This is a genomic window from Pseudomonas sp. B21-054, from assembly GCF_026016345.1.
Classification (GTDB): Bacteria; Pseudomonadota; Gammaproteobacteria; order Pseudomonadales; family Pseudomonadaceae; genus Aquipseudomonas.
On the sequence record NZ_CP087204.1, the window covers coordinates 202357 to 221271 of the forward strand.

Here is an 18915-nt window from a genome sequence, read left to right on the forward strand (position 1 = left end):
CGTCATGCTGGGCAGCATAGGCCAACTGTGGGGGAGTATGGAGGGTGAGGACGAAATCGTCATCCTGGGCGCAGCCATGCACGACCGCCCTGTGAAGGGCGGCCGTGAGGGCCCGGTCAGCTGTTGTTGTGATCGACCTTGATGGTCGGGTCACTGCCGGCGATCAACGAGTTCAGGTTGACGTTCGACCAGTTGTTGCCTTCGAGCTTGATCGTCACGTCCGGCGTCGCTGCGGCACCGTTGGCCCCATTGAACTGGCCGGTGGTGCTGACCTGCAGCGACGACACGCCATCGACCGTGCTGATTTTCAGGAAGTGGTCGATGGTGCTGCCGGTTTCGCCCTGCAACAGATCCCGCAGGTCGATCCGGTCGCCGTCGCCGACCTTGAAGTCCTTGATCACGTCGGTACCGGTGTCGCCGGCCTTCCAGACAAAGGTATCGCCCCCCAGGCCGCCGATCAGGGTGTCATTGCCCTGGCCGCCGATCAGCGTGTCATTGCCACTGCCACCGAGCAGGATGTCATTGCCCTTGCCACCATTGAGCGTGTCGTTGCCGCCCTGGCCGAAAATGATGTCGTTGCCGGCGCCGCCCAGCAGGGTGTCGTTGCCATCGTGGGCACCGGACACATCAAACGCGGTGTAGTGCTCGGTGATGTACTGGTGCACGTTGCTGGTGGTGACCTTGCTGACGTCCACGCCGCTCTGCTGGGCCACGAATGCCTGGATGGCCTGGTAGCCCTCGCCGGCGACGCCGTTGAAGCTCACCAGGTCGCCGAACAGGATGTCATTGCCGTCGCCACCGTTGACCGTATCGGCGCCCGGCAGGGTCGCTTCGGTGTGGCCGATGATCGAGTTGGCCAGGTTGTTCGGGTCGATGTTGGTCTGTGGTGTCGAGTCCGAATCGTAGGGCTTGAGGTCGTTCAGGGTCACATCACTGTTCAGGCCAATGGCTTCCACGCTGCTCAAGCCTTTGAGCAGCGTGAAGCTGTCGGTCGAGCCCGCTGCTGAATCGACATAGTTCCAGTAATCGCCATAGCCGGTGCCGCCCTGGTTCGACAGTTCAAAGGTGCCATTGCCCTCGGCATGCACCGTGCCCACATAACTGTCGGTCCATTTCTTGCCGCTTTTGGTCGACAGGTACATCTCGCCGTTTTCGTAGATGGTGTACTTGTGCGTGCTGTCGATCGTCTGGGTGTAGTACTTGCCGACGCTGTAATTGGCTGCGCTCAAGACATCGTCGAGCTTGACGGTGCCGTAAAGCGTCGGATTGGTCTGTTCGCCGGTCTGGTAGTAAGTCGGCTTGCCGTCGGTAATGAAATACGTCAGGTTCTTCGCCCCGGTATTGTTCAGGGCGTCGGTGCTCTTGAAGAAGTTCGCCGTGGTCTTGAACACGTCTTCATAGTTGGTACCGCCGCCGGACACCATCGAGTCGAGCACGCCCTTGAGCAGGGTCAAGGCGTTCGGGTTGTTGAGGTTGACCGAGACCGTGTTGTTCACCTGGCTGTCGAAGTCCGCCAGGAAGATGTTCACCGTGCCGGAGTTGCTGCCCAAGCTTTGCTTGAGGGTGTTGAACACCGAGGTCAGCGAGGCCTTGGCCGCTGCGATGGACGAGTCGCTCATGCTGCCAGAGCTGTCGACCATGAAGGCGATGTTGTAGTTGACCCCCGGCACCACGGTCAGCCCGCCGATGTCGGCGACCACGATGTCGTTGCCGTCGGTGCCGGTGACGTTGTCGCTGCCAGACGTGGCGGTGACCGCGTTGTAGGTCGCCGGGTAGACGGTGACCGGGATCTGCGCCGTACTGACCGCCGAACCGCCGAGGGCTTCGGTAGAGGTCGACGTCACGGTCAGGTTGAACTGGCCGTTGTAGTAGGTCGGTGGCGTCAGGGTCAGGCTGCCCAGGTTCCAGCCGGTGACCGAGGCCTCGCCGTTGCTGCCCACGGTCGCGGTATGGCCCGCGCCGTCACTCAGCACGCTGCCTTCCGGAATGCCGCCGATCTTCACGCTCAGGCTTTCGGAGCCGTCGGTGTCGGTCAGGGCGGTGGTGATCTTCGACAGGTGCACGCTGGTGCCTTCGGCGCCTTCGTTGAGCTTGAAGCCGTCGTAGTAGCCTTCGCCGTTGCTGCCGTGCAGGTCGGAGACGGTCACGCCGGCGTTCGCCAGGTCGGTCACGCCGGTGTAGAGCGGCACGCCGGCACTGCTCAGGTCGACCGGTGTGCTGCCGTTGACCGACAGGTTCACGTCGTAGCTGCCCGGGCCAGTCTGGTTGTGGTGGTAGATGTCCAGGGTGTAGTAGCCGCTGGCGGTCGGCGTGAACGAGCCGTTCAGCTGGCCGCCCGCGCCCCAGGTAATGCCCGCCACATCCTTGCCGCCAATGGTCACCAGCAGGCTGTCATCGCCCGTGCCGCTGAAGGTGTAGGTCTTGCCGGCTTCGAGGAAAATCAGGCCTGAAGTTTTCGATGCTGTACCGGCGTTCACGTTGCTGTCGGACTGCACGTTGGTCACGTTGGTGCTGCTGTTCGGCGTGCCGGCGGCGTCGATTACCGACTTGAGCGTGCCGGACGGTGCGCCGCTGCCATCGGTGCCCAGGCCCGACAGGCCGGTCCAGACTTCCTTGATCAGGCCGGTGGAGGTCACGCTGTTGCCAGCCACGTTGAGGCTCGGTGCGTCGGCGACCGGTGTGATGTCGATCTTCACGGTGCCGGTATTGCCCAGTGCCTGGCCGTCGGTTGGCTGGAACTGGATCTGCGCGTAATCAGCCTTCTGATTGCCCACGCCGCTCGGGTTGCCGTTGGCGCCGGATTCGTTGGCATCGGGGGTAAAGCGCAGCTTGCCGGCGTCGATGTCGGCCTTGGTGAACGTCTGGTTGTTGGCCACGTCCTTCCAGGTTGCGCCGTCCAGGTACTGCAGCTTGCCGTCACCCGGCAGCCCGGTGATTTTCACACCCTGGCTGGCGGCGGCGCTGTCCACGTCACTGATACCGAACGTCGACCAGCCGAGCACCAGCGAAGTGTCTTCGGTACCGGTCACCGCGCCACCGGTGGCTACTGGCGCGTCGTTAACCCCGACCACGTTCACGGTAGTGGTCGCGGTGTTCGAGTAGTTACTGCCGTCGGTCACCGTCACGGTGATGATGCGCGGTACGGTGCTCGGATCTTCGCTGTTGTTGATGAAGCTGATGTTCTTGATCTGCTGCATGTAGTCGGCCAGCGTCGCATTGCCCGACAGCGTCAGCACGACCTTGCCGTCGGTGCTGTTGGCGTTGATGCTGATGCCGTTGACGCTGTTGCCCAGGTTCAACGCATCGCCAGGCTGACGGTTGGTCAGCACGATGGTAGCGCCGGTCAGCAGGGTGCTGTCCGGGTCGGTGATTTTCAGGTCGGTGTCGGCGATGGACACACCCGGGCCGGTGGTGCCTTCGGTGAAGGTCACCTGGTAGTCGGCACCCGTCTTGCCGCTGGAGTTGTTGGCGTCCAGGTCGAGTACCGGCGGCGCATCGTTGTCGATGATCGAGGTGCTGACGCTGCCGTTGGTGCCGCTGACTGCCAGGTGCTCGAAGTTGCCACCGGTGGCCGAGTCGATCTTGACCACGAAGTTTTCCGTGCCTTCGGTGATCTTGTCGTCCAGCGTCGCCACGTTGAAGGTAGCGCTGGTGGCGTTGGCCGGAATCTTCACGGTGTAGACACCGGTGAAGTCCGAACCGTCGGCCGCAGTGCCGCTGTAGACGATCTTGACGGTCACTTCCGTCTGCGCCGGGTTGGTCAGGCTGACGGTGTACGTCGCGGTCTGGCCTTCGGTGACGGACGTGCTGCCGGTGATGCTGACCGTGGTGTTGTCGACGGTGTCGCCCACCGCCGTCGACGCGCCGGTCTTATCGACAGCGATGGTTTCGAGGTTGCCGCCGGAAGCCGATTTGATCGTTTCGGTGATGGACGGAGCACCGGTGTAGACATCGTTGCCAGCAGCCACATCCAATACGCCCGAGCTTGCGCCCGCGGCGATGGTAATGGTCTTGCCGCTGTCGAGGGTGACGGTGACCGGGCCGTTTTGCGCGGTGACGGGTTTACCGTCAGCACCGGTCAAGGTGGCGGTGTAGGTAATCGTGCCGTTTTCGTTCACGGTTGGTGTGGCGGTCAGCGTCACGGTAGTGGTGTCGTTGACGTCGCTGATCACAGTGCTGACTGGTGCGGTGTTCGGTGCGATGGCTTCCAGATTGCCACCGGATGCATCTTTGATCGACTCGGTGACGGTGGTCGGGCCTTGATAGACGTCGTTGCCGACGGCTACGTCCAACACGCCCGAGCTTGCGCCAGCAGCGATGGTGATGGTTTTACCGCTTTCCAACGTCACGGTGACCGGACCGTTCTGCGCGGTGACGGGTTTGCCGTCGGCACCGGTCAGGGTGGCGGTGTAAGTGATGGTGCCGTTTTCGTTCACGGTTGGTGTGGCGGTCAAGGTCACCGTGGTGGTGTCGTTGACGTCGCTGACGACGGTGCTGACTGGCGCGGTGTTTGGCGCGATGGCTTCCAGGTTGCCACCGGATGCATCTTTGATCGACTCGGTGATCGTGGTCGGACCTTGGTAGACGTCGTTGCCGACGGCTACGTCCAACACGCCCGAGCTTGCGCCGGCGGCGATGGTAATGGTCTTGCCGCTGTCGAGGGTGACGGTGACCGGGCCGTTTTGCGCGGTGACAGGTTTACCGTCAGCACCGGTCAAGGTGGCGGTGTAGGTAATCGTGCCGTTTTCGTTCACGGTTGGTGTGGCGGTCAACGTCACGGTAGTGGTGTCGTTGACGTCGCTGACGATGGTGCTGACTGGAGCGGTGTTCGGTGCAATGGCTTCCAGGTTGCCACCGGATGCCGAAGCAATCGACTCAGTAACCGTCGTTGGACCTTGGTAAACATCGTTACCCACAGCGACATCGAGCACGCCCGAGCTTGCGCCGGCGGCGATGGTAATGGTCTTGCCGCTGTCGAGGGTGACGGTGACCGGACCGTTTTGCGCGGTGACAGGTTTGCCATCGGCACCGGTCAGGGTGGCGGTGTAAGTGATGGTGCCGTTTTCGTTCACGGTTGGTGTGGCGGTCAAGGTCACCGTGGTGGTGTCGTTGACGTCGCTGACCACAGTGCTGACTGGAGTCGTGTTCGGTGCAATGGCCTCAAGGTTGCCACCGGATGCCGAGGCAATCGACTCGGTCACCGTCGTTGGACCTTGGTAAACATCGTTACCTAAAGCGACATCGAGCACGCCCGAGCTTGCGCCAGCAGCGATGGTGATGGTTTTGCCACTTTCCAACGTCACGGTGACCGGACCGTTCTGCGCCGTGACGGGTTTGCCGTCAGCACCGGTCAGAGTCGCGGTGTAGGTAATCGTGCCGTTTTCGTTCACGGTTGGTGTGGCGGTCAACGTCACGGTGGTGGTGTCGTTGACATCGCTGACCACAGTGCTGACAGGCGCGGTGTTCGGTGCAATGGCTTCGAGGTTGCCACCGGATGCCGAAGCAATCGACTCAGTCACCGTCGTTGGACCTTGGTAAACATCGTTACCTAAAGCGACATCGAGCACGCCCGAGCTTGCGCCAGCAGCGATGGTGATGGTTTTGCCGCTGTCGAGCGTGACGGTGACCGGACCGTTCTGCGCGGTGACGGGTTTGCCGTCGGCACCGGTCAGGGTCGCGGTGTAAGTGATCGTGCCGTTTTCATTCACGGTTGGCGTAGCGGTCAACGTCACGGTGGTGGTGTCATTGACGTCGCTGACGATGGTGCTGACTGGAGCCGTGTTCGGTGCAATGGCTTCCAAGTTACCGCCCGTGGCGGTACTGATGCTTTCGGTGACGGTGGTTGGGCCCTGGTACACATCGTTGCCAACGGCTACGTCCAAGACGCCGGAACTTGCACCGGCAGCGATGGTGATCGTTTTACCGCTGTCGAGCGTAACGGTCACAGGACCGTTCTGCGCGGTGACCGGTTTGCCATCGGCACCGGTCAAGGTGGCGGTGTAAGTGATGGTGCCGTTTTCGTTCACGGTTGGTGTGGCGGTCAAGGTCACCGTGGTGGTGTCGTTGACATCGCTAACGATGGTGCTGACTGGCGCGGTGTTTGGCGCGATGGCTTCCAAGTTACCGCCCGTGGCGGTACTGATGCTTTCGGTGACAGTGGTCGGGCCTTGGTAGACGTCGTTGCCGACGGCTACGTCCAATACGCCCGAGCTTTCGCCGGCGGCGATGGTGATGGTTTTGCCACTTTCCAACGTCACGGTGACCGGACCGTTCTGCGCCGTGACGGGTTTGCCGTCAGCACCGGTCAGAGTCGCGGTGTAGGTAATCGTGCCGTTTTCATTCACGGTTGGTGTGGCGGTCAACGTCACGGTGGTGGTGTCGTTGACGTCGCTGACCACAGTGCTGACTGGAGTCGTGTTCGGTGCAATGGCCTCAAGGTTGCCACCGGATGCCGAGGCAATCGACTCGGTCACCGTCGTTGGACCTTGGTAAACATCGTTTCCGACAGCGACATCGAGCACGCCCGAGCTTGCGCCAGCAGCGATGGTGATGGTTTTGCCGCTGTCGAGCGTGACGGTGACCGGACCGTTCTGCGCGGTGACGGGCTTGCCGTCGGCACCGGTCAGGGTGGCGGTGTAGGTGATCGTGCCGTTTTCGTTCACGGTTGGTGTGGCGGTCAACGTCACGGTGGTGGTGTCGTTGACGTCGCTGACCACAGTGCTGACTGGAGTCGTGTTCGGTGCAATGGCCTCAAGGTTGCCACCGGATGCCGAGGCAATCGACTCGGTCACCGTCGTTGGACCTTGGTAAACATCGTTTCCGACAGCGACATCGAGCACGCCCGAGCTTGCGCCAGCAGCGATGGTGATGGTTTTGCCGCTGTCGAGCGTGACGGTGACCGGACCGTTCTGCGCGGTGACGGGCTTGCCGTCGGCACCGGTCAGGGTGGCGGTGTAGGTGATCGTGCCGTTTTCGTTCACGGTTGGTGTAGCGGTCAATGTCACCGTAGTGGTGTCGTTGACGTCGCTGACGATGGTGCTGACTGGCGCCGTGTTTGGAGCGATGGCCTCAAGGTTGCCGCCAGTCGCTTCTTTGATCGACTCAGTAACCGTCGTTGGACCTTGGTAAACATCGTTGCCGACGGCCACGTCCAACACACCCGAACTTGCGCCCGCGGCGATGGTGATGGTCTTGCCGCTTTCCAACGTCACGGTCACTGGACCGTTCTGCGCCGTGACGGGCTTGCCGTCGGCACCGGTCAGGGTGGCGGTGTAGGTGATCGTGCCGTTTTCGTTCACGGTCGGCGTAGCGGTCAATGTCACCGTGGTGGTGTCGTTGACATCGCTGACGATGGTGCTGACCGGAGCGGTGTTCGGTGCGATGGCTTCGAGGTTGCCACCGGAGGCGGAAGCAATCGATTCAGTCACCGTCGTTGGGCCCTGGTACACGTCATTGCCAACGGCTACGTCCAAGACGCCCGAGCTGGCACCCGCGGCGATGGTGATGGTTTTGCCGCTGTCGAGGGTGACGGTCACCGGGCCATTCTGCGCAGTGACGGGTTTACCGTCGGCACCGGTCAAGGTCGCGGTATAGGTGATGGTGCCGTTTTCGTTCACGGTTGGTGTAGCGGTCAATGTCATCGTAGTGGTGTCATTGACGTCGCTGACGATGGTGCTGACTGGCGCCGTGTTTGGAGCGATGGCCTCAAGGTTGCCGCCAGTCGCTTCTTTGATCGACTCAGTAACCGTCGTTGGACCTTGGTAAACATCGTTGCCGACGGCCACGTCCAACACACCCGAACTTGCGCCCGCGGCGATGGTGATGGTCTTGCCGCTTTCCAACGTCACGGTCACTGGACCGTTCTGCGCGGTGACGGGCTTGCCGTCGGCACCGGTCAGGGTGGCGGTGTAGGTGATGGTGCCGTTTTCGTTTACGGTTGGCGTAGCGGTCAATGTCACCGTGGTGGTGTCGTTGACATCGCTGACGACGGTGCTGACTGGCGCGGTGTTCGGAGCGATGGCTTCCAGATTACCGCCCGTGGCGGTACTGATGCTTTCGGTGACGGTGGTCGGGCCTTGATAGACGTCGTTGCCAACGGCTACGTCCAAGATGCCCGAGCTTGCGCCGGCAGCGATGGTGATGGTTTTGCCACTTTCCAACGTCACGGTGACCGGGCCGTTCTGCGCCGTGACGGGTTTGCCGTCAGCACCGGTCAGAGTGGCGGTGTAGGTGATCGTGCCGTTTTCGTTCACGGTTGGTGTGGCGGTCAACGTCACGGTGGTGGTGTCGTTGACGTCGCTGACCACAGTGCTGACTGGCGCGGTGTTCGGAGCGATGGCTTCCAGGTTGCCACCGGATGCATCTTTGATCGACTCGGTGACGGTGGTCGGACCTTGATAGACGTCGTTGCCGACGGCTACGTCCAATACGCCCGAACTTGCCCCGGCGGCGATGGTGATGGTTTTGCCGCTGTCGAGCGTCACGGTGACCGGGCCGTTCTGCGCGGTGACAGGTTTACCGTCAGCACCGGTCAAGGTGGCGGTGTAGGTAATCGTGCCGTTTTCGTTCACGGTTGGTGTGGCGGTCAAGGTCACCGTGGTGGTGTCGTTGACGTCGCTGACCACGGTGCTGACCGGCGCGGTGTTCGGTGCGATGGCTTCGAGGCTGCCGCCGGATGCCGAGGCAATCGATTCAGTCACCGTTGTTGGGCCTTGGTAAACGTCGTTGCCGACGGCCACATCCAACACACCCGAGCTGGCCCCGGCGGCGATGGTGATGGTTTTGCCGCTGTCCAAAGTCACGGTCACTGGACCGTTCTGCGCCGTGACCGGTTTACCGTCGGCACCGGTCAACGTGGCGGTGTAGGTGATCGTCCCGTTTTCGTTCACGGTTGGTGTGGCGGTCAACGTCACGGTGGTGGTGTCGTTGACATCGCTGACGATGGTGCTGACCGGAGCGGTGTTCGGTGCGATGGCTTCGAGGTTGCCACCGGATGCCGAGGCAATCGACTCGGTCACCGTCGTTGGGCCTTGGTAAACATCGTTGCCCACAGCGACATCGAGCACGCCCGAGCTGGCACCCGCGGCGATGGTGATGGTTTTACCGCTGTCGAGCGTCACGGTGACCGGGCCGTTTTGCGCGGTGACAGGTTTACCGTCAGCACCGGTCAACGTGGCGGTGTAAGTGATGGTGCCGTTTTCATTCACGGTCGGTGTAGCAGTCAACGTCACGGTGGTGGTGTCGTTGACGTCGCTGACGATGGTGCTGACTGGCGCGGTGTTCGGAGCGATGGCTTCCAGATTACCGCCCGTGGCGGTACTGATGCTTTCGGTGACGGTGGTCGGGCCTTGATAGACGTCGTTGCCAACGGCTACGTCCAAGATGCCCGAGCTTGCGCCGGCAGCGATGGTGATGGTTTTGCCACTTTCCAACGTCACGGTGACCGGGCCGTTCTGCGCCGTGACGGGTTTGCCGTCAGCACCGGTCAGAGTGGCGGTGTAGGTGATCGTGCCGTTTTCGTTCACGGTTGGTGTGGCGGTCAACGTCACGGTGGTGGTGTCGTTGACGTCGCTGACCACAGTGCTGACTGGCGCGGTGTTCGGAGCGATGGCTTCCAGGTTGCCACCGGATGCATCTTTGATCGACTCGGTGACGGTGGTCGGACCTTGATAGACGTCGTTGCCGACGGCTACGTCCAATACGCCCGAACTTGCCCCGGCGGCGATGGTGATGGTTTTGCCGCTGTCGAGCGTCACGGTGACCGGGCCGTTCTGCGCGGTGACAGGTTTACCGTCAGCACCGGTCAAGGTGGCGGTGTAGGTAATCGTGCCGTTTTCGTTCACGGTTGGTGTGGCGGTCAAGGTCACCGTGGTGGTGTCGTTGACGTCGCTGACCACGGTGCTGACCGGCGCGGTGTTCGGTGCGATGGCTTCGAGGCTGCCGCCGGATGCCGAGGCAATCGATTCAGTCACCGTTGTTGGGCCTTGGTAAACGTCGTTGCCGACGGCCACATCCAACACACCCGAGCTGGCCCCGGCGGCGATGGTGATGGTTTTGCCGCTGTCCAAAGTCACGGTCACTGGACCGTTCTGCGCCGTGACCGGTTTACCGTCGGCACCGGTCAACGTGGCGGTGTAGGTGATCGTGCCGTTTTCGTTCACGGTTGGTGTGGCGGTCAACGTCACGGTGGTGGTGTCGTTGACGTCGCTGACCACAGTGCTGACTGGCGCGGTGTTCGGAGCGATGGCTTCCAGGTTGCCACCGGATGCATCTTTGATCGACTCGGTGACGGTGGTCGGACCTTGATAGACGTCGTTGCCGACGGCTACGTCCAATATGCCCGAGCTTGCGCCAGCAGCGATGGTGATGGTTTTACCGCTGTCGAGCGTCACGGTGACCGGGCCGTTTTGCGCGGTGACAGGTTTACCGTCAGCACCGGTCAACGTGGCGGTGTAGGTGATCGTGCCGTTTTCGTTCACGGTTGGTGTGGCGGTCAAGGTCACGGTAGTGGTGTCGTTGACGTCGCTGACGATGGTGCTGACCGGAGCGGTGTTCGGTGCGATGGCTTCGAGGTTGCCACCGGATGCCGAGGCAATCGACTCGGTCACCGTCGTTGGGCCTTGGTAAACATCGTTGCCCACAGCGACATCGAGCACGCCCGAGCTGGCACCCGCGGCGATGGTGATGGTTTTACCGCTGTCGAGCGTGACGGTCACTGGACCATTTTGCGCGGTGACGGGTTTACCGTCAGCACCGGTCAAGGTGGCGGTGTAGGTGATGGTGCCGTTTTCGTTCACGGTCGGCGTAGCGGTCAGCGTCACGGTAGTGGTGTCGTTGACGTCGCTGATCACTGTGCTGACTGGCGCGGTATTTGGCGCGATGGCTTCGAGGTTACCGCCCGTGGCGGTACTGATGCTTTCGGTGACGGTGGTCGGGCCTTGATAAACGTCATTGCCAACCGCTACGTCCAACACGCCCGAGCTTGCGCCTGCAGCGATGGTGATGGTCTTGCCGCTTTCCAAGGTCACAGTGACCGGACCGTTCTGCGCGGTGACGGGCTTACCATCGGCACCGGTCAGGGTGGCGGTGTAGGTGATCGTGCCGTTTTCGTTCACGGTCGGCGTGGCGGTCAACGTCACGGTGGTGGTGTCGTTGACGTCGCTGACCACAGTGCTGACTGGTGCGGTGTTCGGAGCGATGGCTTCGAGGTTGCCGCCGGATGCCGAGGCAATCGATTCAGTCACCGTTGTTGGGCCTTGGTAAACGTCGTTGCCGACGGCCACATCCAACACACCCGAGCTGGCCCCGGCGGCGATGGTGATGGTTTTGCCGCTGTCCAAAGTCACGGTCACTGGACCGTTCTGCGCCGTGACCGGTTTACCGTCGGCACCGGTCAACGTGGCGGTGTAGGTGATCGTTCCGTTTTCGTTCACGGTTGGTGTGGCGGTCAAGGTCACCGTGGTGGTGTCGTTGACGTCGCTGACCACGGTGCTGACTGGCGCGGTGTTCGGAGCGATGGCTTCCAGGTTGCCACCGGATGCATCTTTGATCGACTCGGTGATCGTGGTCGGGCCTTGATAGACGTCGTTGCCGACGGCTACGTCCAAGACGCCCGAGCTTGCGCCAGCAGCGATGGTGATGGTTTTACCGCTGTCGAGCGTCACGGTGACCGGGCCGTTTTGCGCGGTGACAGGTTTACCGTCAGCACCGGTCAAGGTGGCGGTGTAAGTGACGGTGCCGTTTTCATTCACGGTCGGCGTAGCAGTCAACGTCACGGTGGTGGTGTCATTGACGTCGCTGACGACGGTGCTGACTGGCGCGGTGTTCGGAGCGATGGCTTCCAGGTTGCCACCGGATGCATCTTTGATCGACTCGGTGACGGTGGTCGGACCTTGATAGACGTCGTTGCCGACGGCTACGTTCAATATGCCCGAGCTTGCGCCAGCAGCGATGGTGATGGTTTTACCGCTGTCGAGCGTCACGGTGACCGGGCCGTTTTGCGCGGTGACGGGCTTGCCGTCGGCACCGGTCAGGGTGGCGGTGTAGGTGATCGTGCCGTTTTCGTTCACGGTTGGTGTGGCGGTCAGCGTCACGGTGGTCGTGTCGTTGACATCACTCACCACGGTGCTGACTGGAGCGGTGTTCGGTGCGATGGCTTCCAGGTTGCCACCGGAGGCGGAAGCAATCGACTCAGTCACCGTCGTTGGGCCTTGGTAGACGTCGTTGCCAACCGCTACGTCCAACACTCCCGAGCTGGCACCTGCGGCGATGGTAATGGTCTTGCCGCTTTCCAAGGTCACAGTGACCGGACCGTTTTGCGCGGTGACCGGTTTTCCATCGGCACCGGTCAAGGTGGCGGTGTAGGTGATCGTGCCGTTTTCATTCACGGTTGGTGTGGCGGTCAACGTCACGGTTGTGGCGTCTATCGAATCGGTAATCGTGGTGACCGCAGGCGCAGTGCTCGGCACCAGGCTCTCGAAGTTGCCACCCGTCGCACCGGTAATCGTGGTGCTGACAGTGCTGCCGTTGTTGTAGACGTCATTGGCTGGCGTCTCGACGTTGACGGTGCCAGTGGTCTGGCCCGCAGCAATGGTGATGACCGAGCCATTGCTCAAGGTCACGGTCACCGGCGTCTGGGCCGGATTGGTCAGGGTCGCGGTATAGGTGATCTGACCGCCTTCGGTGACGGTGTTGCCCGCGCTCAGGGTGACGGTGGTGGTGTCGACGGTATCGGTGATCTGGGTCACAGCCGGGGCGGTGGGCACGGTCACGGCGATGCCGGTGCCGCCGGTGGTGCCAGTGACGGTCACGCTGATTTGGGTGGCGTCGTTGTAGACGGTGTCATTCGGCGCCAGCGGTACGTTGACGCTGCCGGTGGTTTGTCCGGCGGGAATGACGATCACGGCGCCATTGGACAGGGTCACGGTCAGCGCGGTCTGAGGCGCCTGGGTGACAGTCGCGGTATACACCAGCACGCCGCCGGCCTCGGTCAGGGTCGGTGTGGCGCTCAGGGTCATCGTTGCATTGAGTACGGCGTTGGCGGTCGTATCCGTGGTGTTGCCACCCAGGATGTTGTTATCGGTGGCGGCAGCCGTAGCGAGACCTTCCGTTGGGAAACCGACAGTAGGATCGACGCTGCCAGCGGTGGCATCCAGCACCACAAAGCTGTGGCCGCCACCGGCGGCACCACCGGTACCCGCGGCAGTGGCGCCGGCAGCGGTGGCTTCCAGGGCGGTAGTCGGGTCGGCGCCCGCGGCGATGGCTTGTTGCAGTTCTTCTACCGACGGTGCGGCCTGGGCAGTGGCTTGTGCCAGGTCTGTAGAGGAGTCCGGTGCGTTGGCGCTCCACTGGGTGTCGCGACCCAGGTCCAGGGTGCGGCCATCGGCCAATTCCAATGTGACGGCGCCGGCCGGCCCGGTGTCCAACTGGTCGCCTACGTTCAGGCGATCACCTTCAATGAGTACGCGCCGGATGCCCTCTGGGGATACGACGAAAACCTGACCAACAATGCTTTTGACGACGGCAATAACACTGCTCATTGAAGACTCTCCGGGTGCCACGTTCAGTAGACTTCCATGGACCCGGGGGCCTCTGAGCCTCGGCGGTCTGGACGTTCTCTTTAACTAAGTAAGGTTGTTTTGACGCTTTGCTGTGCCAAAAATTTGGCTGTTGAATTTCGATTTATTTGTTGATGCCAAACTATTGACCTTATGTTGGCCATCCTAAACAATCGCTTCAGTAATGTCACATTGATATTTAAGCGGCGACCTGTCCTTTCGGTGCTTGATCCAGTTCTTGTTTTGAACTTTCCGACATACGGTCATTCCGGTTGCCATCATCCGATGCAGCGCCACGTTTCGCTGTGATCCAAGACAAGTGTTTCAGGAAGAAATCCACCATGCGTCTGCACCTGCTCAAGGCTTTACCCTTTGCTCTCGCCGCCAGTTTCGTACAAGCACAAACCTTGCCGCAGGCCATGCAACAGGCGCTGGATGTCCATCCTGAAATCCAGGCCGGTGTGAACAGTCGTCTCGCGGCGGATTACCAACTCAAGGCGGCCAAGGGCGGCTACCTGCCTAGGGTGGACCTTGCAGCGGGGTACGGGCGTGAAGGCACCGACAGCGTCACCACCCGGTCGGGCGGCAACAACCATTGGGAAACCCTGAACCGCAGTGAATCGAGCCTGCGCCTGTCACAAATGGTTTTTGACGGTTTTGCGACGTCCAGCGAAGTGGGGCGTCAACAAGCCACCGTCAATGCCCGTGCCTACTCGTTGCTGGACGCCTCCGAGCGCACCGGCCTGACCGTGGCCCAGGTCTACCTGGATGTGCTGACCCGTCGCGAGTTCGTGCGCCTGGCCGAGGAAAACCTCAAGAGTCACGAGCGCATCTTCGACCAGATCAAGTTGCGCACGTCGCGTGGCGTGGGCAGTGGCGCCGACCTGGACCAGGCCGAAGCGCGCATGGCCCAGGCCCGCAACAACCTGATCACCGAACAGACCAACCTGGCCGACGCCGAGACCAACTACCTCAGTGCCGTCGGCCAACTGCCTGATCAGCTGGAGCGTCCTGCCGATTTTCTGGCGCTGCTGCCGGCCAACCTGACCGAAGCCCGCGCCCAGATGCTGGAAAACAGCCCGGTGCTGCGTTCGGCCGAAGCCGACATCGCCGCCGCCGAGCAACAGTACGAAGCCGCCAAGTCGAGCTTCTACCCACGCTTCGACGCCGAGTTGGGTCGCACGGCTGACAACGACCTGGACGGTCAGAACGGCCACAACAACGAGTGGCAGGCCATGCTGCGCATGCGTTTCAACCTGTATGCCGGTGGCAGCAACAAGGCCGACCTGGAATCCAAGTCGTACCTGTCCAACCAGGCCCTGGACATCCGCAACAACGCGCTGCGCCAGTTGAACGAAGAGCTGGGCCTGGCCTGGAATGCCTTGAACAACGCTAACGCCCAGGTGCCGGTCGCCCAGCAATACGTGGATCGCAGCGCCAATGTGCGCACTGCCTACCAGAAGCAGTTCAGCCTCGGCGAGCGGACCCTGCTCGACTTGCTCGACAGCGAAAACGAACTGTTCAGCGCTTCCCGTCGCCTGGCGGAAATCAAGAATGTGCAGCTGTTCACCCAGTACCGGATCAAGGCAACCATGGGCCAGCTGTTGAAAAGCCAGGGTGTGGTCGCACCGTTGGCATCGGTTGTGCAGAACGACATGAAGCCCAAGGTTCAATTGCCTGGGATGAATTGAGTCCTACCACCCGTTTTAATCAGTCAGAGTGCCGAGCGTGGAATCAGAAGTCAGTCCAGTCGAACTAGTTCATGACCCGCGCACGCTGCACGACGACCCGCTGCTGGACGGTCTGCTGGCGCTCTGCATGCTGCATCAGAAGCCGGCCAGCGCAGCGATGCTCACCACTGGCCTGCCGCTGCCCAAGCAACGGCTGAGCGTCGAATTATTGTCGCGCGCGGCGGCCCGTGCCGGCCTGCAAGGCCGGGTGCTGCAACGCAAGCTCGAGCAGATCCCGACCATCGCCATGCCGGCGCTGTTGCTGCTCAAAGACGGCCGCAGCGCCGTGCTGCTGGGCTGGGTCGGTGACGATCAGGCCCGACTGCTGCTTAGCGAAAGCGACGGCGGTGAGGTGACCGTCAGCCGCGAACTGCTGGCCGATGACTACAGCGGCAAGGTGTTCTTCGCCCAACCGCAGCATAAATTTGACGTCAACCACGGCACGCTTATCCCCCGGGCGCGTTCGTGGTTTCGCGACACCCTCAAGCGCTCCCGCTGGCTGTACGTCGATGCCATCGCCGCGAGCCTGCTGATCAACATCATCGCCATGGCCGCGCCACTGTTTGTGATGAACGTCTACGATCGCGTGGTGCCGAACCAGGCTGAGTCGACCCTGTGGGTGTTGGCCGTCGGCATCACCGGCGCCTACGTGTTCGACCTTATCCTCAAGATGCTGCGCAGCCTGTGCCTGGACCTGGCGGGCAAGAAAACCGACCTGATCATCTCGGCGACGCTGTTCGAACGCATCGTCGGCATGTCCATGAAGTACCGCCCGGCGCGGGTCGGCAGCTTTGCCCAGAACATCCATGAGTTCCAAAGCCTGCGGGACTTCCTCGCTTCGCTGACCCTCACCAGCCTGATCGACTTGCCGTTCACCCTGCTGATCTTCATGGTCATTGCGATTATCGGCGGGCACCTGGTGTGGATTCCGGTGCTGGCGTTCCCGATTGCCCTGCTGATCGGCTATGCATTGCAGAAGCCCCTGGTGGCGACCATGGAGCGCACCATGGCCCTGGGCGCCGAGCGCCAGTCCAGCCTGATCGAGACCCTGGCCGGCCTGGACGCAGTGAAGGTCAACAACGCCGAGAGCGAGCGTCAATACCAGTGGGAGCAGACCATCGGCACCCTCAGCCGCCTCGAACTGCGGGTGAAGATGCTGTCCGGGCTGGCGATGAACATCACCTTGCTGATCCAGCAATTGGCCGGGGTGATCATGATCGTCTTCGGCGTTTACCTGATCATCGCCGGCAACCTGAGCATGGGCGGGCTGGTTGCCTGCTACATGCTCAGTGGCCGCGCCCTCAGCCCACTGGCGTCGCTGTCGGGCCTGTTGACCCGCTACCAGCAGGCGCGGGTGACCATGACCTCCGTCGACCAGATGATGGAGCTGCCCCAAGAGCGCAATTTCGACGAGCGCCCCCTCAGCCGCAAGGTGTTGCAGGGCGCCATTGAATGCCGTCAGTTGAACTTCACCTACCCGAACCAGCAGAACGCCGCGCTGAAAAACATCAACCTGGTGATCAAGCCCGGCGAGAAAATCGGCATCATCGGTCGCAGCGGCTCGGGTAAAAGCTCGCTCGCCAAGTTGCTGGTGGGCCTGTATCAGCCTGACGACGGTGCCTTGCTGGTGGACGGCGTGGACATCCGCCAGATCGACGTCAGCGAGCTGCGCTACAACATTGGCTACGTGCCACAGGACATCCAGCTGCTGGCCGGCACCCTGCGGGACAACCTGACCTCCGGCGCCCGTTACGTCGAAGACGAACTGGTGCTCCAGGCCGCTGAACTGGCGGGCGTGCACGAATTCGCCCGTCTGCATCCGCAAGGCTATGAACTGCAAGTCGGCGAGCGTGGGCAGAACCTGTCCGGCGGCCAGCGCCAGAACGTCGCCCTGGCCCGGGCGCTGTTGCTCAACCCGCCCATCCTGCTGCTGGACGAACCCACCAGCGCCATGGACAACACCGGTGAAGAACGCTTGAAGCAGCGCCTGGCCGCCGTTGTGGAAAACAAGACCGTGCTGTTGGTGACGCACCGGGCATCCTTGCTGTCGCTGGTGGATCGTCTGCTGGTGATCGACCGTGGACAGATCCTCGCCGATGGCCCGAAAGCGGCTGTCATGGAAGCGCTGAAGAAGGGGCAGATCAGTGTTGCTTAAGCCAGGTTTAAAGGGCGGGGTGAGCCGCTACTTCAAAGGTTCCGACTCGCTGCACGGCCAACCGCTGCCCGAGGTCAACAAAGCCCTGATCGAGGACGCTCCCCGGGTGGTGCGTTTGACGATCTGGGGCATCATCGGCTTCTTTGTGTTCCTGATGCTGTGGGCCAACTTCGCCGAGATCGACGAAGTGACCAAGGGCGACGGCAAGGCGATCCCATCGTCCAAGATCCAGAAAATCCAGAACCTGGAAGGCGGCATCGTCGCTGAGCTGTTCGTCAAGGAAGGGCAGATCGTCGAAGCCGGCGCGCCGTTGATTCGCCTGGACGACACACGATTCGTCTCCAACGTGGGCGAAACCGAGGCCGATCGCCAGGCCATGCTGCTGCGCGTCGAGCGCTTGAGCGCCGAGGTTGATGACCGGCCGCTGAATTTTCCCGCTGATGTACTCAAGGCCGTACCGCGCCAGGCCGCCAGCGAAGAATCGCTGTACCTCAGCCGTCGCCAGCAGCTGCACGATGAAATCGGCGGGTTGCAGGAACAGTTGATCCAGCGCCAGCAGGAACTGCGCGAGTTCATTTCCAAGCAGGCACAGTACCGCTCTGGCCTGGCGCTGCAACGCCAGGAAATCAACATGTCCGAGCCGCTGGTGGCCCAGGGCGCGGTGTCGCCGGTTGAAGTGCTGCGGCTCAAGCGCGCCGAGGTCGAGACCCGCGGGCAACTGGACGCCACCACACTGGCAATTCCCCGCGCCGAATCGGCGATCAAGGAAGTGCAGCGCAAGATCGACGAGACCCGCGGCAAGTTCCGCAGTGATGCCCTGACCCAACTCAACGAAGCGCGCACCGACCTGAACAAGGCCCAGGCCACCGGCAAGGCCCTGGAAGATCGGGTGAGCCGGACCCTGGTGACGTCGCCGGTGCGCGGCATCGTGAACAAACTGCTGGTGAACACCATCGGCGGCGTGATCCAGCCCGGCAGCGACCTGGTGGAAATCGTGCCGCTGGACGACACCATTCTGGTGGAGGCGAAAATCCGTCCCCAGGACATTGCCTTCCTGCATCCCGGCCAGGACGCCACGGTGAAATTCACCGCGTACGACTACACCATCTACGGTGGCCTGAAAGCCAAGCTGGAACAGATCGGCGCCGACACCATCACCGATGAAGACAAGAAAACCACCTACTACATCATCAAGCTGCGCACCGAACGCAGCCACCTGGGCACCGATGAAAAACCGCTGCTGATCATCCCGGGGATGGTGGCGTCGGTGGACATCATCACCGGCAAGAAAACCGTGCTCAGCTACCTGCTCAAGCCCATCATCAAGGCCCGGTCCGAGGCGTTGCACGAGCGGTAGAGCCCCAATAGCTCGGGCCGGCACCATCTCTGTGGCGAGGGGATTTATCCCCGCTGGGCTGCGAAGCAGCCCCCGAAATAGCTGAATGTAACCAAGCCTGACACACCGAGGTGGCAG

At 61.9% G+C, this 18915-nt stretch carries 5 protein-coding genes; 3 read left to right on the top strand and 2 right to left on the bottom strand.

Annotated elements, in window-relative coordinates; genetic code table 11:
* Positions 1-116 precede the first annotated feature (116 nt).
* Both LOY70_RS00950 and LOY70_RS00955 read right to left on the bottom strand, forming a co-directional pair.
* Complete coding sequence (locus LOY70_RS00950; RefSeq protein ID WP_265032528.1) at positions 117-13538, bottom strand: LapA family giant adhesin; 13422 nt, start codon at positions 13536-13538, stop codon at positions 117-119.
* A 217-nt stretch (positions 13539-13755) separates the two neighbouring features.
* Entirely contained in the window at positions 13756-13899 is a 144-nt protein-coding gene (locus LOY70_RS00955; RefSeq protein WP_265032529.1) for a hypothetical protein, read from the bottom strand.
* Between LOY70_RS00955 and LOY70_RS00960 the strand changes: the two genes are divergently transcribed.
* The 3 genes from LOY70_RS00960 to LOY70_RS00970 are packed head-to-tail and all read left to right on the top strand — an operon-like array spanning position 13898 to position 18798.
* Positions 13898-15247, top strand: coding sequence for a TolC family outer membrane protein (locus LOY70_RS00960; protein ID WP_123414808.1), 1350 nt, complete (start codon positions 13898-13900; stop codon positions 15245-15247). The two genes, LOY70_RS00955 and LOY70_RS00960, sit on opposite strands and share 2 nt — an antisense overlap.
* 37 nt (positions 15248-15284) lie before the next feature.
* Positions 15285-17441: a type I secretion system permease/ATPase gene (locus tag LOY70_RS00965; protein WP_265032530.1), complete on the top strand. Its 2157-nt coding sequence runs from the start codon at positions 15285-15287 to the stop codon at positions 17439-17441.
* Entirely contained in the window at positions 17431-18798 is a 1368-nt protein-coding gene (locus LOY70_RS00970; RefSeq protein ID WP_265032531.1) for an HlyD family type I secretion periplasmic adaptor subunit, read from the top strand. Before LOY70_RS00965 ends, LOY70_RS00970 begins: the two co-directional genes overlap by 11 nt.
* Positions 18799-18915 lie beyond the last annotated feature (117 nt).

Excerpts from the sequence above, each read along its gene's own strand:
- LOY70_RS00950 (WP_265032528.1), bottom strand. The coding sequence starts at position 13,538 with ATGAGCAGTGTTATTGCCGTCGTCAAAAGCATTGTTGGTCAGGTTTTC.
- LOY70_RS00955 (WP_265032529.1), bottom strand. The coding sequence starts at position 13,899 with ATGGTGGATTTCTTCCTGAAACACTTGTCTTGGATCACAGCGAAACGT.
- LOY70_RS00960 (WP_123414808.1), top strand. The coding sequence starts at position 13,898 with ATGCGTCTGCACCTGCTCAAGGCTTTACCCTTTGCTCTCGCCGCCAGT.